General features: G+C 59.3%; 20 protein-coding genes and 2 pseudogenes. 10 read left to right on the top strand and 12 right to left on the bottom strand.

From position 1 onward, the window contains the following. Positions 1–30: 30 nt before the first annotated feature. From O8B93_RS25770 to O8B93_RS25790, 5 genes are all read right to left on the bottom strand, one after another. On the bottom strand, positions 31–1,122 hold the full coding sequence (locus tag O8B93_RS25770; RefSeq protein WP_269712714.1) for an ABC transporter substrate-binding protein: 1,092 nt from the start codon (positions 1,120–1,122) through the stop codon (positions 31–33). A gap of 4 nt (positions 1,123–1,126) precedes the next feature. Continuing rightward, positions 1,127–1,975 carry an alpha/beta hydrolase gene (locus O8B93_RS25775; RefSeq protein WP_269712716.1) on the bottom strand — a complete coding sequence of 283 codons (849 nt, stop codon included), beginning with the start codon at positions 1,973–1,975 and terminating at the stop codon, positions 1,127–1,129. A 113-nt stretch (positions 1,976–2,088) separates the two neighbouring features. Then, the gene (locus O8B93_RS25780; protein WP_269712718.1) at positions 2,089–2,757 is read right to left on the bottom strand and encodes an RraA family protein; all 669 of its coding nucleotides are present in this window, start codon (positions 2,755–2,757) and stop codon (positions 2,089–2,091) included. Beyond that, the gene (locus tag O8B93_RS25785; protein WP_269712719.1) at positions 2,754–3,614 is read right to left on the bottom strand and encodes a carbon-nitrogen hydrolase family protein; all 861 of its coding nucleotides are present in this window, start codon (positions 3,612–3,614) and stop codon (positions 2,754–2,756) included. Before O8B93_RS25785 ends, O8B93_RS25780 begins: the two co-directional genes overlap by 4 nt. Beyond that, complete coding sequence (locus O8B93_RS25790; RefSeq protein ID WP_269712720.1) at positions 3,611–4,528, bottom strand: proline iminopeptidase-family hydrolase; 918 nt, start codon at positions 4,526–4,528, stop codon at positions 3,611–3,613. Before O8B93_RS25790 ends, O8B93_RS25785 begins: the two co-directional genes overlap by 4 nt. 138 nt (positions 4,529–4,666) lie before the next feature. On the opposite strand from O8B93_RS25790, the gene O8B93_RS25795 reads away from it, so the two are divergent. Then, complete coding sequence (locus O8B93_RS25795; RefSeq protein WP_269712721.1) at positions 4,667–5,443, top strand: HpcH/HpaI aldolase family protein; 777 nt, start codon at positions 4,667–4,669, stop codon at positions 5,441–5,443. Between the two features lie 529 nt (positions 5,444–5,972). Here the strand turns inward: O8B93_RS25795 and O8B93_RS25800 are convergent. Beyond that, positions 5,973–6,533: pseudogene (locus tag O8B93_RS25800) on the bottom strand (HNH endonuclease); the annotation flags it as partial. 156 nt (positions 6,534–6,689) lie between these two features. Between O8B93_RS25800 and O8B93_RS25805 the strand changes: the two are divergent. Further along, positions 6,690–7,586, top strand: a complete 897-nt coding sequence (locus O8B93_RS25805; protein WP_269712722.1) for a recombinase family protein — start codon at positions 6,690–6,692, stop codon at positions 7,584–7,586. 33 nt (positions 7,587–7,619) lie between these two features. Here the strand turns inward: O8B93_RS25805 and O8B93_RS25810 are convergent, their stop codons facing one another. Further along, on the bottom strand, positions 7,620–8,870 hold the full coding sequence (locus tag O8B93_RS25810; RefSeq protein ID WP_269712723.1) for a type II toxin-antitoxin system HipA family toxin: 1,251 nt from the start codon (positions 8,868–8,870) through the stop codon (positions 7,620–7,622). Then, the gene (locus O8B93_RS25815) at positions 8,863–9,177 is read right to left on the bottom strand and encodes a helix-turn-helix domain-containing protein (protein WP_269712725.1); all 315 of its coding nucleotides are present in this window, start codon (positions 9,175–9,177) and stop codon (positions 8,863–8,865) included. Before O8B93_RS25815 ends, O8B93_RS25810 begins: the two co-directional genes overlap by 8 nt. Before the next feature lie 311 nt (positions 9,178–9,488). Between O8B93_RS25815 and O8B93_RS25820 the strand changes: the two genes are divergently transcribed. From O8B93_RS25820 to O8B93_RS25840, 5 genes are all read left to right on the top strand, one after another. Continuing rightward, positions 9,489–9,920, top strand: coding sequence for a plasmid partitioning protein (locus O8B93_RS25820; protein ID WP_405049095.1), 432 nt, complete (start codon positions 9,489–9,491; stop codon positions 9,918–9,920). Beyond that, positions 9,917–10,798, top strand: coding sequence for a DUF7007 domain-containing protein (locus O8B93_RS25825; protein ID WP_269712726.1), 882 nt, complete (start codon positions 9,917–9,919; stop codon positions 10,796–10,798). The genes O8B93_RS25820 and O8B93_RS25825 overlap by 4 nt, the downstream gene beginning before the upstream one ends. Next, the gene (locus tag O8B93_RS25830; protein WP_269712727.1) at positions 10,795–11,517 is read left to right on the top strand and encodes a hypothetical protein; all 723 of its coding nucleotides are present in this window, start codon (positions 10,795–10,797) and stop codon (positions 11,515–11,517) included. The genes O8B93_RS25825 and O8B93_RS25830 overlap by 4 nt, the downstream gene beginning before the upstream one ends. Further along, positions 11,486–12,073 carry a hypothetical protein gene (locus O8B93_RS25835; RefSeq protein WP_269712728.1) on the top strand — a complete coding sequence of 196 codons (588 nt, stop codon included), beginning with the start codon at positions 11,486–11,488 and terminating at the stop codon, positions 12,071–12,073. The genes O8B93_RS25830 and O8B93_RS25835 overlap by 32 nt, the downstream gene beginning before the upstream one ends. Positions 12,074–12,344: 271 nt before the next feature. Beyond that, positions 12,345–13,268 (top strand): ArdC family protein, encoded by a 924-nt coding sequence (locus O8B93_RS25840; protein ID WP_269712730.1) that lies wholly within the window; start codon positions 12,345–12,347, stop codon positions 13,266–13,268. Between the two features lie 3 nt (positions 13,269–13,271). Here O8B93_RS25840 and O8B93_RS25845 read toward each other — a convergent pair whose 3' ends face one another. Further along, positions 13,272–13,445, bottom strand: coding sequence for a hypothetical protein (locus O8B93_RS25845; protein ID WP_269712731.1), 174 nt, complete (start codon positions 13,443–13,445; stop codon positions 13,272–13,274). Between the two features lie 463 nt (positions 13,446–13,908). Between O8B93_RS25845 and O8B93_RS25850 the strand changes: the two genes are divergently transcribed. The 3 genes and pseudogenes from O8B93_RS25850 (at position 13,909) to O8B93_RS25860 (ending at position 15,044) form a co-directional block, all read left to right on the top strand. Continuing rightward, the gene (locus O8B93_RS25850; RefSeq protein WP_269712733.1) at positions 13,909–14,220 is read left to right on the top strand and encodes a DUF736 domain-containing protein; all 312 of its coding nucleotides are present in this window, start codon (positions 13,909–13,911) and stop codon (positions 14,218–14,220) included. A 101-nt stretch (positions 14,221–14,321) separates the two neighbouring features. Continuing rightward, positions 14,322–14,522 (top strand): annotated as a pseudogene (locus tag O8B93_RS25855) (DUF736 family protein); the annotation flags it as partial. A gap of 348 nt (positions 14,523–14,870) precedes the next feature. Beyond that, entirely contained in the window at positions 14,871–15,044 is a 174-nt protein-coding gene (locus O8B93_RS25860; protein ID WP_269712735.1) for a hypothetical protein, read from the top strand. Between the two features lie 19 nt (positions 15,045–15,063). Here O8B93_RS25860 and O8B93_RS25865 read toward each other — a convergent pair whose 3' ends face one another. The 3 genes from O8B93_RS25865 to O8B93_RS25875 all read right to left on the bottom strand — a co-directional run bounded on the left by O8B93_RS25865 (position 15,064) and on the right by O8B93_RS25875 (position 17,444). Then, positions 15,064–15,552: an NUDIX hydrolase gene (locus O8B93_RS25865; RefSeq protein ID WP_269712737.1), complete on the bottom strand. Its 489-nt coding sequence runs from the start codon at positions 15,550–15,552 to the stop codon at positions 15,064–15,066. Further along, entirely contained in the window at positions 15,545–16,183 is a 639-nt protein-coding gene (locus O8B93_RS25870) for a histidine phosphatase family protein (protein WP_269712739.1), read from the bottom strand. Before O8B93_RS25870 ends, O8B93_RS25865 begins: the two co-directional genes overlap by 8 nt. 388 nt (positions 16,184–16,571) lie before the next feature. Continuing rightward, positions 16,572–17,444, bottom strand: coding sequence for an isocitrate lyase/phosphoenolpyruvate mutase family protein (locus tag O8B93_RS25875; protein WP_269712740.1), 873 nt, complete (start codon positions 17,442–17,444; stop codon positions 16,572–16,574). Positions 17,445–17,493: the final 49 nt, after the last annotated feature.

Below are 17,493 nucleotides of genomic sequence, written 5' to 3' on the forward strand. Positions count from 1 at the left end.
GTCCGGCGCGACATCACGCCGGACCGTCAATCACATTTTGAAAGCAGCGCCCCAGCGGGCCGAAAAGGCCGCATTGCCATCGATCATTTTTCGGTCGTAGCTAATCATCAGCAGGTTCTGTTTTCCGCCCACGGCCTTGGCCACCTCGTCCAGCGAATAGGACAGGTCTCCCGCCGCGACAAAGCCGGGGCGATATGGCGTGAGTTTTCCGGCGGCAACCGCCGCTTGGCCTGCCTCGGAGAGAAGGAAATCAAGGAAAACCTTGGCCGCGGCCGGGTGCGCAGCCTTAGACGTTATGCCCATTCCGCGCGGAAAAATGACGGTGCCATCCTTCGGGAAATTCCAGCCAATGATGTCACCAAGCCCGTCGGTGATCTTGCTGAACACCACCGGCCCAGAGACGAAATAGGCCGAAGAAAGTTCTCCGCTCAACGTGCGCTCGATCATGCTACCCGCACCGCCGCCGGGCTTGATGGACGGACCGGCCTTTTCGAACCAGCCCCAGGCCTTGTCGCCATATCGCTCCACCAGAGCATAATTGAGCGCGCCGCCAAAGGCATAACGGCCGTCATAGGTCCCGACCTTGCCGGAAAACACGTCCGGATGCGCGGAGATATTGGCGAAATAAGCCTCCATGCTGTCGACCTGAAGTTCCGCCGGAACCGTCAGCTTGTTGTAGATGGTCACCATGGGGTCAGCGGAGAATGTATAAAGGCCGGCGTGCGGATAGCTCCATTCCGGCAGCTTCTCCCGCTCCGGCGAGTTGTAGTCGGTTAAAAGGCCATCCTTGATCGCGCTCATCCAGTCGACGATCGTGCTTGAGATCAGGAGATCGGCAGATTCAACACCGCTCCCCACCTCGGCACGATAGCGGGAAAAGGCTTCGGAAGGTCCCATTTCCAGGCTCCCGACCTTGATGTCCGGATAGGCCTTGTTGAAAGCCTTGATAACCGGCGCGATATTGTCTTCGCTGAGGTTCGTGTAGATGCGCAGGCTGCCCTCGGCTTTCGCCTCCGCAAGGAGTTTGGAATAGCTGGCAGGATAACCCGCCGGCACATCCTGCGCCTTGACGGCACCGGCGGTGAGTATGACGGCGGCAGTCAGAAGATATCTGTATTTCACGGCTTCATTCCCCTTTTTTTATCAGCGATGTCTGGCATTCCCCGGCATCGATCCATCGCGCGATCAACTCCACGGCTTTCAAGGTGACGGGCCTGAGTTCATGACCCACACCCTCGATTTCATGGAAAACGGTCTGAATATCGTGGCTCCGGAAGCTCAGGCTGAGGCTATGCGCACGCTCCAGACGACTGGCCCCGGCCACGCCCTCGTAAAGGGATCCATGCGGGGCACCGGCGGGCCGCGCAACGAGGCCGCCTGTCCTGTCTTCCGATCCGATGATGATCCCGACCGGAAGCTTGCGCAGCGAAGTAATATCCGTTGCACGGCCAATCGCCGCGGCAGCGCCGCCAAGCCCCGGCCACCATTCGAGCGTTTCATCAAGCAACGTCACATTTCCGGGTGAGGCGACAACAAGCCCTGACAGTTCCGATGCACAAAACAGCGCATATCGATGGGCAAACTGCGCACCGCCCGAAAATCCGAAGAGATAGACGCTGCCGAAACCTCCGCTCAGCCTGGAGGCTGCGGCAATCATGGATTTCGTCACCGAAATATAATCGATACCGGCCGACACCAGGAATTTATAACCGTCGGAATGATCCTCTCCGCCGATCTCGGAGGCAAAGAGAGGTGCAAGAATGGAGACTGCCCTTCCCCCAAGCCCTTGGCGCATGGCCTCGAGCATACCGGCTGCATCGCGATCGGAACCATGAGCGACAATGATCAGAGGTGCCTTGGCCGCGCTCGGATCGGCCCCCTCCTCAACAGGCACGCCTGCCGGAGAAAACAGGAAGCCGAAACGCGGCTCACCGTCAGTAAACGCATGGATCGGGCTCGTCGAATGAAACGTCACGTCGTTCTTGCTCCTGTTGGCCCCAGCAATCTGAACTTCTCAAACCAATAAGGCAAACAAAATTGGCGCCAATTGTGCGCGCGAAAAATTAGCCAGGTGCCGTTGCTCATATTCTAGTGACCTTCGACCATGACGGTTGCGCCGGAAATATCGCAGAGGCGCTCGCCGCGCCGCAGGCGTGCAATAACGGATGCCTCATTTTCCTGCATGGCAATTGCGCGCGAACAGATCGGCATGATCTGTTCCGGTTTCAGCACCACGACGCCATTTTCGTCACAGAGAACGCCATCACCTGGCATCACCGATATTCCGCCGACGCTGACCGGGATGTTGATGGCACCACCGAGGCCGACGAATTTCGTCGTTTTCGACGAGGTTCCACGACACCAGACCGGCATATCGTGACTGCGTATCTCGGCAAAATCGGTCGCCCGCCCATCGATGACGGCGGCGGCAACGCCGGCCAGCGTAGCCGCGAGGGCGACCACTCCGCCCCAGCAGGCATGCGTATCATCGCCGGCGCGATCGATGACGAGGATATCCCCGGGGCGAACCATGGACAGCGCATAATGCAATGTCGCCGAGTCCATGCCCGGAATGCGAACCGTGAACGCCGTGCCGGCCACACGCTTGCCGGTAACCACCGGGGCCAGAGCCGGATCACAGAAACCATCATGCAGGATATGGCCGATGGTTGCCGTTTCAGTCCGCGACATCAGGTCGACAAGATCAGATGAAAGCGGCGCTGCGGGCGGGTTGACCTGATAAAGCGACGCCGTCATGAGCGACTTCCGGCAAACACTGTCATTGTCGGCCGCAGATCCCGGCCCTGGGTGAGGCCGGGCAAACGGCGGCGGGTTTCCTCCACCTCGGCCGGATCGATATCCGCGACAATGACGCCGGGCTCTTCGCCCAGTGAAGAAATGACCTCTCCGAACGGAGAGACAATCATGGCATGACCATGCGTCTGCACACCATCCCGCGTGCCGCACTGGGCCGCAGCAACGACATAGCTTCCGGTTTCGATCGCACGCGCCCGCAGCAGGGTTTCCCAATGCGCCGGCCCGGTAACAGGCGAGAAGGATGCCGGGATCATCAGCACATTTGCACCAGCGCTGGCCAACACGCGGAAGAGCGCGGCAAACCGCACATCATAGCAGATCGACAATCCGAGCCTGACATTTGAGGCGCCGAGATCAACGACGACAGGCGGGCCCTCGCCCGGCTGTACGGCCCGCGATTCCCGGAAATCATGCCCCTCGCCGAGCTTCACGTCGAAAGTGTGCAGCTTGTCGTAACGCGCAACGATGTCTCCCGTGGGAGAAATGACGTGGGTGCGGTTCCAGATGCGCGTACCGTCTTCGGTTCTGATCAGAAGCGATCCATCGTGCAGCCATATTCGCAGTTCGGCGGCCAGTCGGCGGCAAAGCGCCAGGGTCGTATCGTCATCTTCGGCAACGCAGATGCCGGCATACTGCATATTATCCTTCAACAGGATATTGGCGGCTTCCGGCAGACTGACAACGGTCGCCCCAAGTCCGGCCGCCTCGCGGACGAACCCTTCAATGGCGCGATTATTCGATGCGACATCGGCGGTGCTGCACATCTGAACGGCGGCAAAACGGGTGGCGGTTGTCATGCGGAAACCCTCAGGTCGTGTTGGCTCAGAAATCCTTCAACGGCAGTCATGGTATCGGCGCGCTCCTCCAGATGACACATATGCGCGGAGTTCGGCATCACGATCTGCTGCGCATTCGGGATGAGTTGCACGAAGGGCTCAACGCAGGCCTGCGTCGCTTCGTCATGATAACCGGACATGACGAGCGTCGGTACGACAACACGGTGAAGCCGGTTATCCACGATCCAGTTCTTCAGTGTTCCGATGACGTGGAACTCCGTCGGTCCGTTCATCGCATGATAGACGGTGGGGTCTTCCGCGAGCGCCCGGAAGGTTCGCACCACGTCATCAGGCCAGGGATCGAGGCGGCACACATGACGCCGATAGAAGACATCGCTTGCCGCCTGATAGTCCGGATGATCATAGGTGCCGTCCGCCTCGTGGCGTGCAAGCGTCTCCTGCACGTCGAGCGGAAGGGCCTTGCGCAATCTCAGCGCCTCGGCCACCCAGACCGGCATGGAGGATGGTGAGGAAGCAATGACGAGGGCATTGAGCCCCTCCGGGCGCCGGACCGCATGTTCCGCTGCCAGCATTCCACCCCATGACTGCCCAAGCAGATCATAGCGCTGCCCTATCCCCAGATGGCGCAGCAGATTGTCCAGCTCGTCGAGAAACAGATCGACGGACCAGAAACCCTCCGGCGCATCGCGCAGGTGAGTCGAGCGGCCATTTCCGATCTGGTCATAGTGAATGACGCAACGGCCACTCTGCGCAATATCTGCGAAAGACAGCACGTAATCATGGGTGCAGCCGGGACCACCATGGGCCACGATCAGCGGCACCTTATCGGAATTCAGGTTTCCCGTTACCTGAAACCAGGTCTTGTATTCCCGGAAAGGGGCATATCCCTCAAGGACTTCAGGCCTCTGCTGCATCGATATGTCATCCGTGTGAGTTCAATATACCCACAGCATGCCAGTGCTGAAACGGGCTGCCTACCTGCAAAGAATTACAGGATTGCGTCCCGCGCCAACGCGCGCTCTTTTCGACAGAAATCTTCTGGAGACGCAAGCATGCCTGAAACCGGTCGCCCCGATCTCCGCGCGCAATTGCACTCCGGCGCAAAGGTGCAGGGCGCATTCCTGTTTTTGGCCTCTCCCGACGTGGGGGAAATCATGGCCCTGGCGGGTTACGGCGCGCTCGTCATAGACAGGGAACATGCGGCAGCTGGCCTTTCCGGCGCACTGCACGAGTTGCGCGCAATAAGGTCCGTGAGCACCGTGCCAGTGCTTGCGCGCGTGCATGGCGCCTCGGCGGCGGACATCAAACCGCTGCTGGATGCCGGGTTCGACGGCATCGTCGCGGCGGATGTCCGTTGCGCGGAACAGGCGCGCGCACTCGTCGAAGCCGCCCATTATCCGCCTATCGGACGACGTGGCGCCCAGTTCACGGTTTCCCGCGCTGCACGTTACGGCCTGGACCGGATCACCTATGTGGAACAGGCCCGATCCCGGACACTGGTTGTCGCCATGATCGAATCGCGCGAAGGAGCCGAAGCGATCGATGCCATTACGGCGGTCGAAGGCATCGATATGCTGTTCATCGGCCCGCTCGATCTCACCTCCGGCTTCGGGCCTTATGGCGATCTCGGTTCGAGCGAACTCAAAAAAGCGATTGCCCATATCGAGGAACGCGTTCTCGCATCCGGCCGGTTGCTCGGCGGCGCCGCGATCGACCCTTCTGATCTCGGCGACATGTTTGATCGAGGCTACAGCCTCGTGACAACTGCAAGCGATACAGGCCTACTCACACAGGCATCGAGGGCGGCGATCAGGCCTAAGACAAGTTAAAGTATGCCCCGAGCAGACCGGGGCTAGCGTCAGATACCGTTTTACCGGTCGACGGGATGGCGCTTGTTGGACTGGTCATGAACCAAGGCTATCGGATTGCCCACTTGAGGCCCATATTTTTGCAGTCGAGCAAAATCGAAGTGAATAGATGGAGTGGTTGCCGCCCTGCCCAAGCGACAATTTTGTTTGAAGATTGTTGCGTTCAATCTACTCGATGGGAAGGACGGCAACCACTCCATCTATTCAGGTCAACATTCCGAGCCGATTGACACATCGACGTTCCGTCTAAGAACCTCGATGCATTGCTGGATATGTCGTCACTCAAAAAAGCGGACCGCATTAAAGTGAAGCATGCGACGCGTGAGATTCTCGATAAGCCGAAGCAACGAGCGTGAAGGTGAACCAACGCTAGGCAAGCCGAAACATGCCGGGGAATCAAAAGGAGGCTGGCTCCAGCTTAGAGAGTTTGATCTGGACCCTCCAAAGTGGATCAGCTGGCTGGAGTTTTACCGCTCGCCCGGTCAACCACTTCAACGGGGCGAATATGGGCGGCATCTACCTCGGCGCGGCCGCCACCATTGATCAGCTTCAAGCCTGTTATCGCGCATCGTTTGTCGTAGGCCTGCAAGATCAATCAGCGAAACAGCCGATCGCTAACGATACGCGATGAAAGCCGTGTGATCCGCCCCCTTTCCTCGTTCGAACATGCAAGGAGCTTGAATGCCGTCCGAGAATCCGGCGCCCGTTGGCGTATCTATCGCCTCGCCCGACCGCGGCAGTTCCGGTTGATCCTCCGCTAGGCTAATCGACAAAATACGATTGAAGTCCACCGTTGAGATCGGCCGCACGGCTGCTTGCGCCCTTCCCGAAATCCGTCCGCTTCGTTGAGCACTCCGCGCGCGATCACGCCATCTGGCCCGCTGAAAGGAACAGCGTTGACGAAATCAAGATAGCTGCCAGGCTCGATCAGAGCCAAATACATTCCGGGCGCTTTGGGATCCGGAATCACCTGTGCGACTTTGGCCAACGCGAAATATCCGCGCGTCGCCGCCACCTTTCGCGGCTCGTAATAGATGCTTCAGTCTCCCATGCAGGCCTGGACACGGCCAAGATACTGGCTCGGAAACTGATACCGCTAAGCCGGGCTGTCGTCATAGATCGAATCTGTGCGGTGAATGAAAATCCCGAATCCCATACTCGATCTCTACCACGGTGACCGCGATTCAAACCAGGGAGATCGGTCATTATGCATGCCACCAAGTGCGTCGTGCTCTACGCGCGTTATTCAACAGATCAACAAAACCCCGCCTCGATCGAAACTCAGCTCGATCTCGGAAAGGAGTTCGTCCTGCGACAAGCTTGGCACTTGGCCGACACTTTCGTCGATGCCGGTATCAGTGGCTCGTCATTCGAGACGCGGCCCGGCCTCCAGGCCGCTTTGGCGAAGTCAAACATCGGCGCATATGACGTCTTTCTCTGCCTCACCCTCGATCGCCTTTCTCGCGACCTTGAGCACAGCGCTCGCATTCTCAAGATACTGCAGTTTCATGACGTCGAGTTGTGGACGGTTCACGGCGCCGCGCCGGTGTCGTCAATGGAACTGGGACTGAGGGCGGTTCTAAATCAGGAGGTGCTCGAACAGGTTCGCTACCGAACGCGCGAAGGCATGAAGACTGTCGCCAAGCATGGCCGGGTGCCAGGCGGTATCTGTTGCGGCTACAGAGTGCGACGTGAGTTCGACGATAGCGGGGAGCCGGTGCGCGGCCTGCGTTCGATCGATACAGATGAGGCGGCAACCATCGTCTGGATCTTTGAGCAGTACGCCGACGGCATGAGCCCTGTCAGGATCGCTGAGGAACTCAATGCACGCGGTGTATTCGGTCCTCGCGGCCGACCTTGGCAGGGGACCGCAATTCGCGGGCATCGAAATCGCGGCAGCGGCATTCTGAACAATCAGGCCTATATCGGACGGATCGTCTTCAACCGCCTCGCTTATCGCAAAAATCCCACAACAGAACGTCGGGTCTCACGGGAGAATGCTGCCGAGCACCACGTCGTGCAGGAGGTGCCGTCGCTGAGAATTGTTGAAGATGTCCTTTGGCAACGGGTGAAGATGCGCCAGGAGAATTGGCGCGCGGGCTAGGACAGAGCTTCGTCACCACTCGGACGGATGGCCTCAATCTGCACATGTGCCAAGGATCGGCGTCATCATCCGCACATGGGCATCGATCCGCTCGAGAACTTTCTCCGGAACGATTTTGCGATCCGGAAGCGACCACCAAACTTTGTTGACGCGCTCGACAGTGTCGATCACCGATTTGAGCACGGCCGCTTCCGGCAAACGCGCACGATTGGCGAAGGCTTTCCATCGCTGCGCATTCAACGCCTTGAAGGGGCGCTCGCTGGCAAGCGACAGCGCCATGGCATCCGCAGGGATGTAAGGGATTGTCGAGAGCACGTCGTAGACAGGCGCAAGCTGCGGTTTGTCGCCTGCCTCGCGATAGATCAATGACCAGTTCTTCAGGTGCATGTCGCCATTGCCGGTTATAGCAGCCAGAGCCAGTCGGCGGACGAACTCGAGCGCAGCGGTGGACGAAACGGCAACGTTCAAGGCTGCAGCGATATCATGATAGGCGGCTCCTTCGTACTTCCTCGAAGGGTAGATTCCGAACACCTGTGCGAAATCTTCGATATGGATCCGCTCACCGTTTGCGCCACGATCGAAGCGTTTGACGAGCAGGACTTTTCCATCCGATAGCGTCTCGAACTCCTTTGGAATACCTTCGAACTCCGATTGCTCGACAAGTTCACGTTCCGGAACCTCCATGCCGATCGCTTCAGCCAATGCGAGATTGGCATATTCGTTTTCCGACACGCCAGGAAACGAGGTCGACGGAAACTTGGCAATGTAGGATCCCTGGTCGTCGCCAAGCGGCAACGTCAGTCCACCGCCCTTTCCCGTATTCTTGATGACCGAGAGCTTCATCTGAACGCCGGCGAGCGAAAATCGGGCTTTCGGCTTGGGAGCAAGCTTGTCGAAACACGCAACCGTTCTGTCACTCGGTTCGACGCGGACTGCGCCCGGCAGATCCGACCCGAGCGCGACGAGTAGGTCGAAATCGTTTCCCGCGCGAACATTCCCCGCGTGGTGCTTTTCCATCGCCTCGCGCAGCTTGTCTTCGGGGAGCAAGTTGGCAAAAAAAGCCGGCAACGCTCTGGCAACGGGTTTCGGGTCCTTGCGCAATCCGCCAGCGGCTGCGCGGAAAGACAGGCTGAGCACGGGAAAACCGCCGGTTGCGCGATAGCTGTCCTCGAAACTGAAGGCGTTGAAATCGCCGGGCGTCCGGACGATCGTACCGACCTTCACATCGTTCAGCAGGACTTCAAGCGACGAAATGGATCTCGGATCGGAAGAAGCCTCATACATTCTCGTCCCCGTCTGGATGAGCAATGAATGCCGGGATATCGTCGAGATCCTCATGCGGCCGCAGTAGCGCGTCGACGGCCGGAACGATCTCCTGCGGTACGAGCATTAGCTCAAGCCCGAGAGCGCGGGCGATGTTGATCAGCGTCGTCGTGCGGGCGGCACTGCTTCCGGCTTCAATCTCACGATAGCGAGGACGCGATATGCCCGCTATGTCGGCAACCTGCTCCTGGGTCAATTGCCGACTTTTACGAGTAACCTTCAGCAATTGCCCGATTTCCAGCAAGGGTTCTGATTCAGATCGTGCCATCCTACCTACCCAACCATTCTCCGTGAGTAGGACGAGCTATCTCAAACATTTTGAGCGCGGTCAATATAAAAGACGTAATTACAGATCATTATCTAGCAATTGATCTGTTTATATATCATTCGCGTTGTTTTCTGAATGGTAATGCCAGAGCCTGCGAGCCGTACCCATCTTACATGCTTTGTTAACGGCATGCTCCTATTCCCGCTTGCCCTCGGTACTGGTGCCAGAGAGAAACGGAATGAGCATGCCCAACCGCTCGTTCTGTGCTGATCGATGTTCTCTCATGCCGCCGCGGCATGTCGAACAGCGGCATGGTCTCGCGCATCGCCGGCGAGGCTATCGGTGCCGACGAATACCTGCCGAATATGGGTTCGGAGGAGTTCCTCTTGTGCTTGTCCCGCCAGGCGCTGGAAACATCGTGCGCCGAGGCATCCGTGCAGCCGCGGCCGAAGGTTCGTGAGACCCGCGCATCGCTCGTCGAGCATTTTGCGAGCGATCACTTCGTCCATGAATCCGCCCGCTTCGCGCTGCCTGCCGACGAGTTGCTCGATTGGATCCGGGGGAACTCTGCCACGGATGTCATCGGCGCGACCTCGCAAGATGACGACGGCGGTCATGCTGGCGACCCCGCCGGGGACCAGGAAGGGCAGATCGACGAAGATTCGGATCCGGACGATCTACAGGATACAGATTTGTCTGACAACAAAGAGCACGACGACGTCGATCAGAGGGTCGCAGCATGACCGCCGTCCCACAGTCGAACATGGCAGCACCCGCCCCCGATTTTTCGGGGGTGGAGTTTGCCACCAGCGCGGACGGCCTAACCGTCGCCCGCATCGGTGACCTTGTCCTTGCCATGATCGTATCACCTGGCGGCTTTGCGTATCTCGGTAGCGCCATCGCTGTCCGTCGACCGCTGGTTGATCTGACGCGCGCCGACTTTATTGGGCATGATGGTCGGGTGGCCAATGAGGCCGAATTCCGCGCGCGCGTCGCCGAGACTGCTGAGCATAAGTGTGAGCTAGCCAGCCTCAACCGTGTGCAGACCCGCGCGTCAGCGAGTACCCCGTGGGGCGGATCGCAGATGGCGGTTACTTATGGCGAGGGTGTCGTCTGCCACGCGACGGCAGGGCATGGCGGCTTCCATCTCTCGGCCAACCGCAATGCCAAGGTCCACCCCCTGCTGCGGAAGGACACGCCTTGGTACGAAGAGGATTGTGAATGGGCGATCGTAGCGGTCACCTTCCCGGATCTGTTCACCGCCTATCAGCGGTCCATGGCAGAGAAGACCCTTCGCAATACCTGGCCCGACGCCTGGGAGACGATCCACTGCTGCGTGCTTACAGCGGGTGAGAGCTGGGCCAAGGACCGCAGGGTGTTCGATCAACGCCATGGGAACGACTTCATCGTTACGTCTGCGACCCGGTCGGATCAATACCCCGGCATGACCGAGGTCCTGGCGAAGGTCGGCAGGGGCCGTGATGGCGAAGAACGTCGGTTCCTGGTGCAAAGCGACGAATATGCCGGTCGCGACCGGCTCGGCTTTGTCATCGATCTCGCGCGCCATGCTGAATATGACGGGCCGTCTTCATTCATCGGCTGGCGGAGGGATGGGTCATGATCCAACTGCTCGTTTTGAAACCACTGGCTAAATCGACGGCCGGCTGGAGACCTAGCGGCATCCGATTGTCTGACCCGGCAGATTTCGGCGCGCGCGGCAAGGCAGGCAACGACAGTATGGTCAGAAGCCGGGCTCGTCGCCGATCGGGTCCGCGTACTTTATATGAGGAGTTTATCTACCGCCTCACCTTCGAACGTTGGGTCGAACTCGACATGATCGCCTGCAGGCTGGCGGTGCAAGAGCGGGTCGCCGATGATATCCAATGTCGCGATCATGAGCCTGTGCATCATTCGGCGACACAGGCGGACGGAAACGAAGGCGCTGTTGCGGGACTTGCCTGGCTTCGATGTAACCGGCATGGCGGGCTCGGCCATGGATCCTTCTCGTTGCTTGGGATTGGTATCGGACCCGTGCTGGACTGCCCTTCTTGTTCGCTGCGGTCTGAACCGGCGGCCGTTCGTTTCAAGGCCGCTTGCGCGCCGCGGGGCGGCCGACCCAGCCTCTCTGCGCGAGGGCAGGCCCGCGGTTCCAAGCAGATCAAGACCTGCTTGTCCCGTAAACCTGCCCTGCTGGTTCAGCCGGATCGGACCTCTGAAGCCGCCCGTTCTTTGCCGGTTCTGGTCGTCCGCATCGAAGGGCAGACCGGCACGGGCCGGAACCGCTTCGGCAGCCAAGGAAGGCACAGACATGGCCAAGTCCCCTACCCCCGACCGCTCTAATGCCAGATCGTCGCAACCTCGCCGAGGGACAACCCTCGAAATGGTCCGCCTCTCCTGCCCCGACGCCGCCCAGGCGCTCAAGATTGCCGAGAGCTTCGGCACCATAGTTGTCGACAGCGATGGCATCCGCAGCCTCCACGAGCGGCTGATCGTTGAAACCGCCGACAGCCTGTCGGAAGGGCTGGGCGAGAAGGCCATGCAGATCCACCTCCAGCGCATCGTCGGAGCCTTTGTCGGATCCGCGCATGGTGCCGGGCAGTTCTACTCCCGCGCCGTTACCGAAGCGCGCGACGCAACCGCCAAGGCATCGAACAACGCGCGCGATGAGGATCTCGACGGTCCGGTCGGTTATGACAGTGCCGCCCAGCGCAAGCGTGAATTCGCGGCCGACATGGGTATCCAGTCCCATGCGCTGCGAATGGCAGCCGAGGGCGCGGTGGCAGCCTACGGTCAGGTTGTCGGCGAGATCTGGAAGCCATTCGGCCGACCGGTCGAAAATCCGGGCGGATCCCTCGACCGTAAAGCCGCTGAAGTTCAAATGGCCGCTTTCGGATGATATACTCGGCGGGGTCGCACCCCGCCATCTTCCCTTTTCTTGGACTGACCCCGACGTGCCGGCTTTCTTCGTGCCGAAATGAAGGCTGGCGACGCATCTGACGCGGCCCGTCCCGCTCGGCGGTCCTGCAGGAGCCGGGCGCCCACGCAACGGCTTTGCCGTCCTCCACGCTGTTGCGGCCTTCGGTGCACGGCCACACCATCGGCTCCTGACTTTGGACCTCCGTAACGGGCCGCGACAGGCGCGGTCCCGGAATAAGGAGAGACAAGTCATGACCAGGAAAATGGGAACGGACAGAGCCGACATCTATACAAAGATCACCGGTCGGATCATCGAGGATCTCGAACAGGGCGTGCGTCCCTGGATGAAGCCATGGAGCGCCGCCAACACCGATGGCCGGATTACCCGGCCAGTACGCCACAACGGCCTCCCCTATTCCGGCATGAATGTGCTGCTCCTGTGGCCGGAGCAGATATCGCGGGGCTTCTCCTCCTCGATGTGGATGACATTCAGGCAGGCTCTCGAACTTGGCGGCGCCGTGCGGAAGGGCGAAACGGGCTCGACGGTCGTCTTCGCCAGCCGTTTCACCAAGTCGATGGTCGACGGAAACGGGGATGATGTCGACCGAGAAATTCCATTCCTGAAGGCATATTCGGTGTTCAACATCGAGCAGATCGACGGCTTGCCCGACAGCTATTGTGTCCCGCCGGCCAAGCTGCAGGATCCCGTCGAGCGAATTGAAAACGCCGACCGCTTCTTCCGTAATACCGGCGCCGTGATCCGGCACGGCGGCAACCAGGCCTACTATTCGCCCGTCATGGACCATATCCAGATGCCGCCCTTCGAGGCGTTTCGCGATGCTGGCGGGTACGCGGCCGTCCTCAGTCATGAGGCGACACACTGGACGGCAGCGGAACACCGCGTCGGACGCGATCTCTCACGCTATGCCAAGGATCGGACGGAGCGCGCGCGCGAAGAACTCATTGCCGAGCTTGGCAGTTGCTTTTTGTGCGCCGATCTCGGCATCGCGCCGGAGCTCGAGCCGCGGCCGGATCATGCATCCTATCTGCAGTCGTGGCTATCGGTGCTGGCCAATGACAAGCGCGCGATCTTCCAGGCGGCGGCCCATGCGCAGCGCGCGGTAAGCTTCCTGCATTCGCTGCAGCCGGAAGCGAATGCGAAAGTTGCGGCCTGACCTTCAGGCGCGGTCGTCACGTCCAGTGGCGGCCGCGTGATCCATATCACGCTGGTCCTTGAGACCTTGTGCGATGTCAGCATCGAGCCCTCCCCAGATCGACGGTTTTTGTGCGTCGGGTTTGGGTTTGCGCGACGGTTTGCGTTCGATGATGAACGGCTTGGTCTGTTGACGCATTGATCCTCCAGGCTGCGATTCGCGAGCGCAACGATATCGCATAGGGCGTTGTGGGCAAGTCGGCTAACGTTCGCGAGGGTCTCCTTACCCCCCAATTGAGGCCTGGAGAGACGACGGTGCAAGTTCGACATGGTGCAATATGCCATTCTTGCCTAACGAAAGTGCGGTGGAACACCATTGCCATATCCCTTTACGTCGGAGTTTCCGGCAACCCATCTGCGAGCTCGATGAGGCATGTCTGACCGGAGACCGGCTGCGCCTCGATCGTTTTCCCGCAACGACAAGGCTCAGATTTCTTACCCCGGACCCCTCACGGGCTCCTCCTCTCCCACTAACAAATCTGCGACTTGCCGCCCTCCATTTCATTGCGGCCTTATCAGGTGCGGTCCGATCGTCACCGGTCTTTTGACAGCCATCGAGGCCGCGATGGGCGCGGCCCGAACTTGAGAAAAGGAAAACGACAATGGCAACCATCGGCACTTTCACCTCCACCGAAACCGGCTTCACAGGCTCCATCCGCACCCTCGCCCTCAACGTCAAGGCACGCATCGCCCGCATCGAAAATCCCTCCGACAAGGGCCCGCAGTTCCGCATCTACGCCGGGTCCGTCGAGCTGGGCGCCGCCTGGCAGAAACGCTCCGAGCATACCGACCGCGACTATCTCTCGGTCAAGCTGGACGACCCGAGCTTCCCTGCTCCGATCTACGCAACTCTAAGCGAAGTCGAAGGTGAGGATGGCTACCAGCTGATCTGGTCCCGCCAGAACCGCGACTAAGACCTCGAGGCTCCGCCCACCGGGCGGGGCCTTCTCCGTCCTTGTCGTTTAGCCCTCCCTATATCCGCAATCGGATGAAAATGGATGGAACAATGGATGCCCAAGGCCCGCAGTTACGCATTTCGGCCGGCACCGTCGAACCGGGTGTCGCCCGGCAGAAGCGCTCCGAGTAGACCGAACGCGACTATCTCTCGGTCAAGTTGGACGAGCAGAGCCTCCCTGCTCCGGTCTACGCAACATTCACGGAAGTCGGAGGTGAGGACGGCTACCAGCTGTTCTGGTCCCGCCAGAACCGCGATTGAGACATCGAGGCTCCGCGCGCCCTGGAGCCAACGACTGTAGAACAGGATCTTCAGCGGATCGAGAAAATCCTATCCGGCATCGATGTCGCCCGACGATAGCTCATATGAAATACGGTCGCATCCCCTGACCGGGGCCGCGGGTTCTCTTCTTTCTGCCGTCCTATTTTACGGCTGCTCGGCCCGCCTCAAGGACGAGTGTGGGCCCCCGATTTTGCCGCCGTTCCGGTTCCCTGCGCTCTGACAAAACCGACACCCCACCCGCCGCCGCTGGCGGTCGCTTCGCGCTCCTTGACCCCGGCTTCGTGCGCCCGTTGCCCCGTTAACGTCATCAAAAAGGAGACGTTCAACATGACTACTCTCGATCAAATCAACGAACTGCGCGCGGAGCTTCGGAGCTGCTATTTCACCAAAACCGAACGCGCTCTGGCGGAGGCCGAGTTCGCTGCCCTTGTCGCTCAGGCGCAAGCTGAAGATGAGCAGTTTGCTCGCGACATCGCACTCTATCTCGCTGACCTCGAATGAGGCCGGCGATATTTCTTTGTTATGATGTCGTACGGCGAAGCGGCGGCGACATCTCAATAAGAAGATGCCGAAGAGGCTGTTTTTCAGCGAATTCGGCTTTGACATGCCTTAGAACATGACGCTGCCCTGCGAATGGCACCAGGTTGATCGCAGTTTCAAATGGCAGCCAGCAAAATTCGCTATGTTCCTCGTTGAGAACAACGGGCGTTTCGCCGTTCACGAACCCAACAAAAACAGGCAGAATACTTATGGCGTCGCGGTCAGCTTCGTAGAATTGTTCGCAGATATCAGCCGAATAGAGTCTGTCACAGACCAAGCTCGTCTCTTCCTTCACTTCTCTGAGGGCCGCCTCCCAGGCCTTTTCGCCGCTCTCTATGCCGCCAGCTATCTGACACCACTCCCCAATCAAAGTGTGGCTTCGACGAAGTAGTAAGACTTGCGTTTCGTCGTTGACTACGCGGAGAACGATAACCGAAACGGCAAAACAACGGACCGGGATATCAGTCATGCTTCACGGTCTCCCCAAGGTGCGAGTAATCTGCTAATGAAATAACAGCACGGCTTCGCCAGTAATCATCTTGCCTCAGATGTGTGATGCTTCCCGACCGGGCGGGAAAGCTGACGTAACCGACCGCATCAACCGGCATCTTGATCCATGCCGCGATAACGAAAGTCAGTGCGAAGCCATGTGTAACGATAATCTGCGTTTCGCATGGCCGCGACACAATAGCATCGACGGCACGATAGACGCGCTCTGCGATCTCTCTGCGTGTCTCGCCATTCTCAATGCCACCGCGATGGTCCAGGCGACCGTCATCAGGTGCTGGCACCTGGCGAGTATCAAGCCATTCCTGAGGCATACCTTCAGCACAACCGTAGCTTATCTCGCGCAGATCATGATCAGTATGAACCGGTCTTTTCAGACGTTCGCCAATTACATCGGCAGTTTGCGAGGCGCGTAAGAGATCAGAGCTAAATATCTCGACCGTACCGTCTTTAACAACGGAACTGAGCCGGTCTGCCACAGCATGTGCGTCACCATAACCTCGTTGCGTAAGGCCAGTGTCGTACCATCCACCGACTTTCTTTTCGATGTGGTGATGCGATTGGGCGTGGGTCACGACAAATATGCTCTTCATGCGCTTTTCCCCCGTGGCTGAATACTCCGACCGTGTCAGGGCTTTATTCAAATCGTGGAAGGATTCTGCAACCCGCAATATCGCCCCACTCCCACAACTAGTCGCATTTTCCAGGCGGCGGCCCATGCGCAGCGCACCATGGCACTCCTGCATTCGCTGCAGCCGGAAGAGGATGTAAAGGCCGCAGGCTGACATCCAGCCTGCTATGAACGGTCGTTACCACCCGCGACCGGCAATCTCCTCCATACCGGGCCATCGTCTCGGTCTTGAAGGAGCTCTCGCCGGTTTGCTCCCTCCTCCGGTGCCTCTCTCCGACCCCTCCCCCGGCCACGCCGGCGATGCCCTGGAAGGCGGCGATAGCAGTGCTGTCCGTTGTTGTGCGGCAAGCCTATCGCAGATAGAGCCTTTCCTGCTCGACCGCCTCTTCCATTCCCTGCAGTCTGAAGATTTCGGCCACCGCGACGATCGTTCGGTCGGCATTTTTAATACCGCCCTCGTTGCGAATGCACTGGAAGACCTCCCGCATCGCGGTGACACAGGCGCGGATCCCGTGATTGGCGTAGATGACCATGGCGATCGTTTCAAGCTGACGGATGCGCCCTTCACCAAGCTCGGGATAGGCGGTCGGCACGATGACGAGACGGGTTCGGCCGTCCCATCTGCGTGCGAAGCTTTCGATTTCAGAAGAGGTTTTTTGCCGGGAATGAACGAGAATCATCCCGGCACCCGCCGCCTCATAGGCTTTTGCCCGACGGATGGCTTCGTCTTCGCCGAGACCGGCGATCAGCGCCTCTGTTCTGGCGATCACGCAAAAATCGGCGTCGCGTCGTGCGTCGATGGCGGCTTCGATCTTTCCCTGAAATTCCTCCGAGCGGATGAGCGCGTGGCGGGCGCTATCGGCAAGGCTCGTCACCTTCGGAAAGGCCTTGTCCTCGATGACCACGGCGGCCGCACCGGCGGCCTCGTAAGCTCTGACCGCGTGATGGACATTGATTGCGTTGCCAAAACCGGTATCGATATCGGCAATGACCGGCAGGGTGGTTGCCGCGGCGATCGCCCTTACCATGTCGAGGTGCTGCGACATGCTGACGATGCTCATATCAGGCACGGCCATGAGGGCGGATAGTTCAAAACCGGAGGCCCAGAGGCCATCGAAGCCGGCCTCTTGCGCAAGACACGCCGATAGCGGGCTATGGGCGGCCATCACATGGGCCAGTCCTTTCGTTTCAATCAGCATCGACAGGCGTTTGCCGGGGCTCATGGCAGGCTCCTCAAAAGGGACACTCGGAAAGATCGACCGGTCTCTGAAG

The organism is Martinezella rhizogenes (genome assembly GCF_027460065.1).
In the GTDB taxonomy this organism is placed as follows: domain Bacteria; phylum Pseudomonadota; class Alphaproteobacteria; order Rhizobiales; family Rhizobiaceae; genus Agrobacterium; species Agrobacterium rhizogenes_C.

Bases quoted from the DNA above. Each gene is read 5' to 3' on its own strand.
- O8B93_RS25780 (WP_269712718.1), bottom strand. From the start codon at position 2,757: ATGACGGCGTCGCTTTATCAGGTCAACCCGCCCGCAGCGCCGCTTTCA.
- O8B93_RS25785 (WP_269712719.1), bottom strand. From the start codon at position 3,614: ATGACAACCGCCACCCGTTTTGCCGCCGTTCAGATGTGCAGCACCGCC.
- O8B93_RS25790 (WP_269712720.1), bottom strand. From the start codon at position 4,528: ATGCAGCAGAGGCCTGAAGTCCTTGAGGGATATGCCCCTTTCCGGGAA.
- O8B93_RS25795 (WP_269712721.1), top strand. From the start codon at position 4,667: ATGCCTGAAACCGGTCGCCCCGATCTCCGCGCGCAATTGCACTCCGGC.
- O8B93_RS25805 (WP_269712722.1), top strand. From the start codon at position 6,690: ATGCATGCCACCAAGTGCGTCGTGCTCTACGCGCGTTATTCAACAGAT.
- O8B93_RS25810 (WP_269712723.1), bottom strand. From the start codon at position 8,870: ATGTATGAGGCTTCTTCCGATCCGAGATCCATTTCGTCGCTTGAAGTC.
- O8B93_RS25815 (WP_269712725.1), bottom strand. From the start codon at position 9,177: ATGGCACGATCTGAATCAGAACCCTTGCTGGAAATCGGGCAATTGCTG.
- O8B93_RS25820 (WP_405049095.1), top strand. From the start codon at position 9,489: ATGGTCTCGCGCATCGCCGGCGAGGCTATCGGTGCCGACGAATACCTG.
- O8B93_RS25825 (WP_269712726.1), top strand. From the start codon at position 9,917: ATGACCGCCGTCCCACAGTCGAACATGGCAGCACCCGCCCCCGATTTT.
- O8B93_RS25830 (WP_269712727.1), top strand. From the start codon at position 10,795: ATGATCCAACTGCTCGTTTTGAAACCACTGGCTAAATCGACGGCCGGC.
- O8B93_RS25835 (WP_269712728.1), top strand. From the start codon at position 11,486: ATGGCCAAGTCCCCTACCCCCGACCGCTCTAATGCCAGATCGTCGCAA.
- O8B93_RS25840 (WP_269712730.1), top strand. From the start codon at position 12,345: ATGACCAGGAAAATGGGAACGGACAGAGCCGACATCTATACAAAGATC.
- O8B93_RS25845 (WP_269712731.1), bottom strand. From the start codon at position 13,445: ATGCGTCAACAGACCAAGCCGTTCATCATCGAACGCAAACCGTCGCGC.
- O8B93_RS25850 (WP_269712733.1), top strand. From the start codon at position 13,909: ATGGCAACCATCGGCACTTTCACCTCCACCGAAACCGGCTTCACAGGC.
- O8B93_RS25860 (WP_269712735.1), top strand. From the start codon at position 14,871: ATGACTACTCTCGATCAAATCAACGAACTGCGCGCGGAGCTTCGGAGC.
- O8B93_RS25865 (WP_269712737.1), bottom strand. From the start codon at position 15,552: ATGACTGATATCCCGGTCCGTTGTTTTGCCGTTTCGGTTATCGTTCTC.
- O8B93_RS25870 (WP_269712739.1), bottom strand. From the start codon at position 16,183: ATGAAGAGCATATTTGTCGTGACCCACGCCCAATCGCATCACCACATC.
- O8B93_RS25875 (WP_269712740.1), bottom strand. From the start codon at position 17,444: ATGAGCCCCGGCAAACGCCTGTCGATGCTGATTGAAACGAAAGGACTG.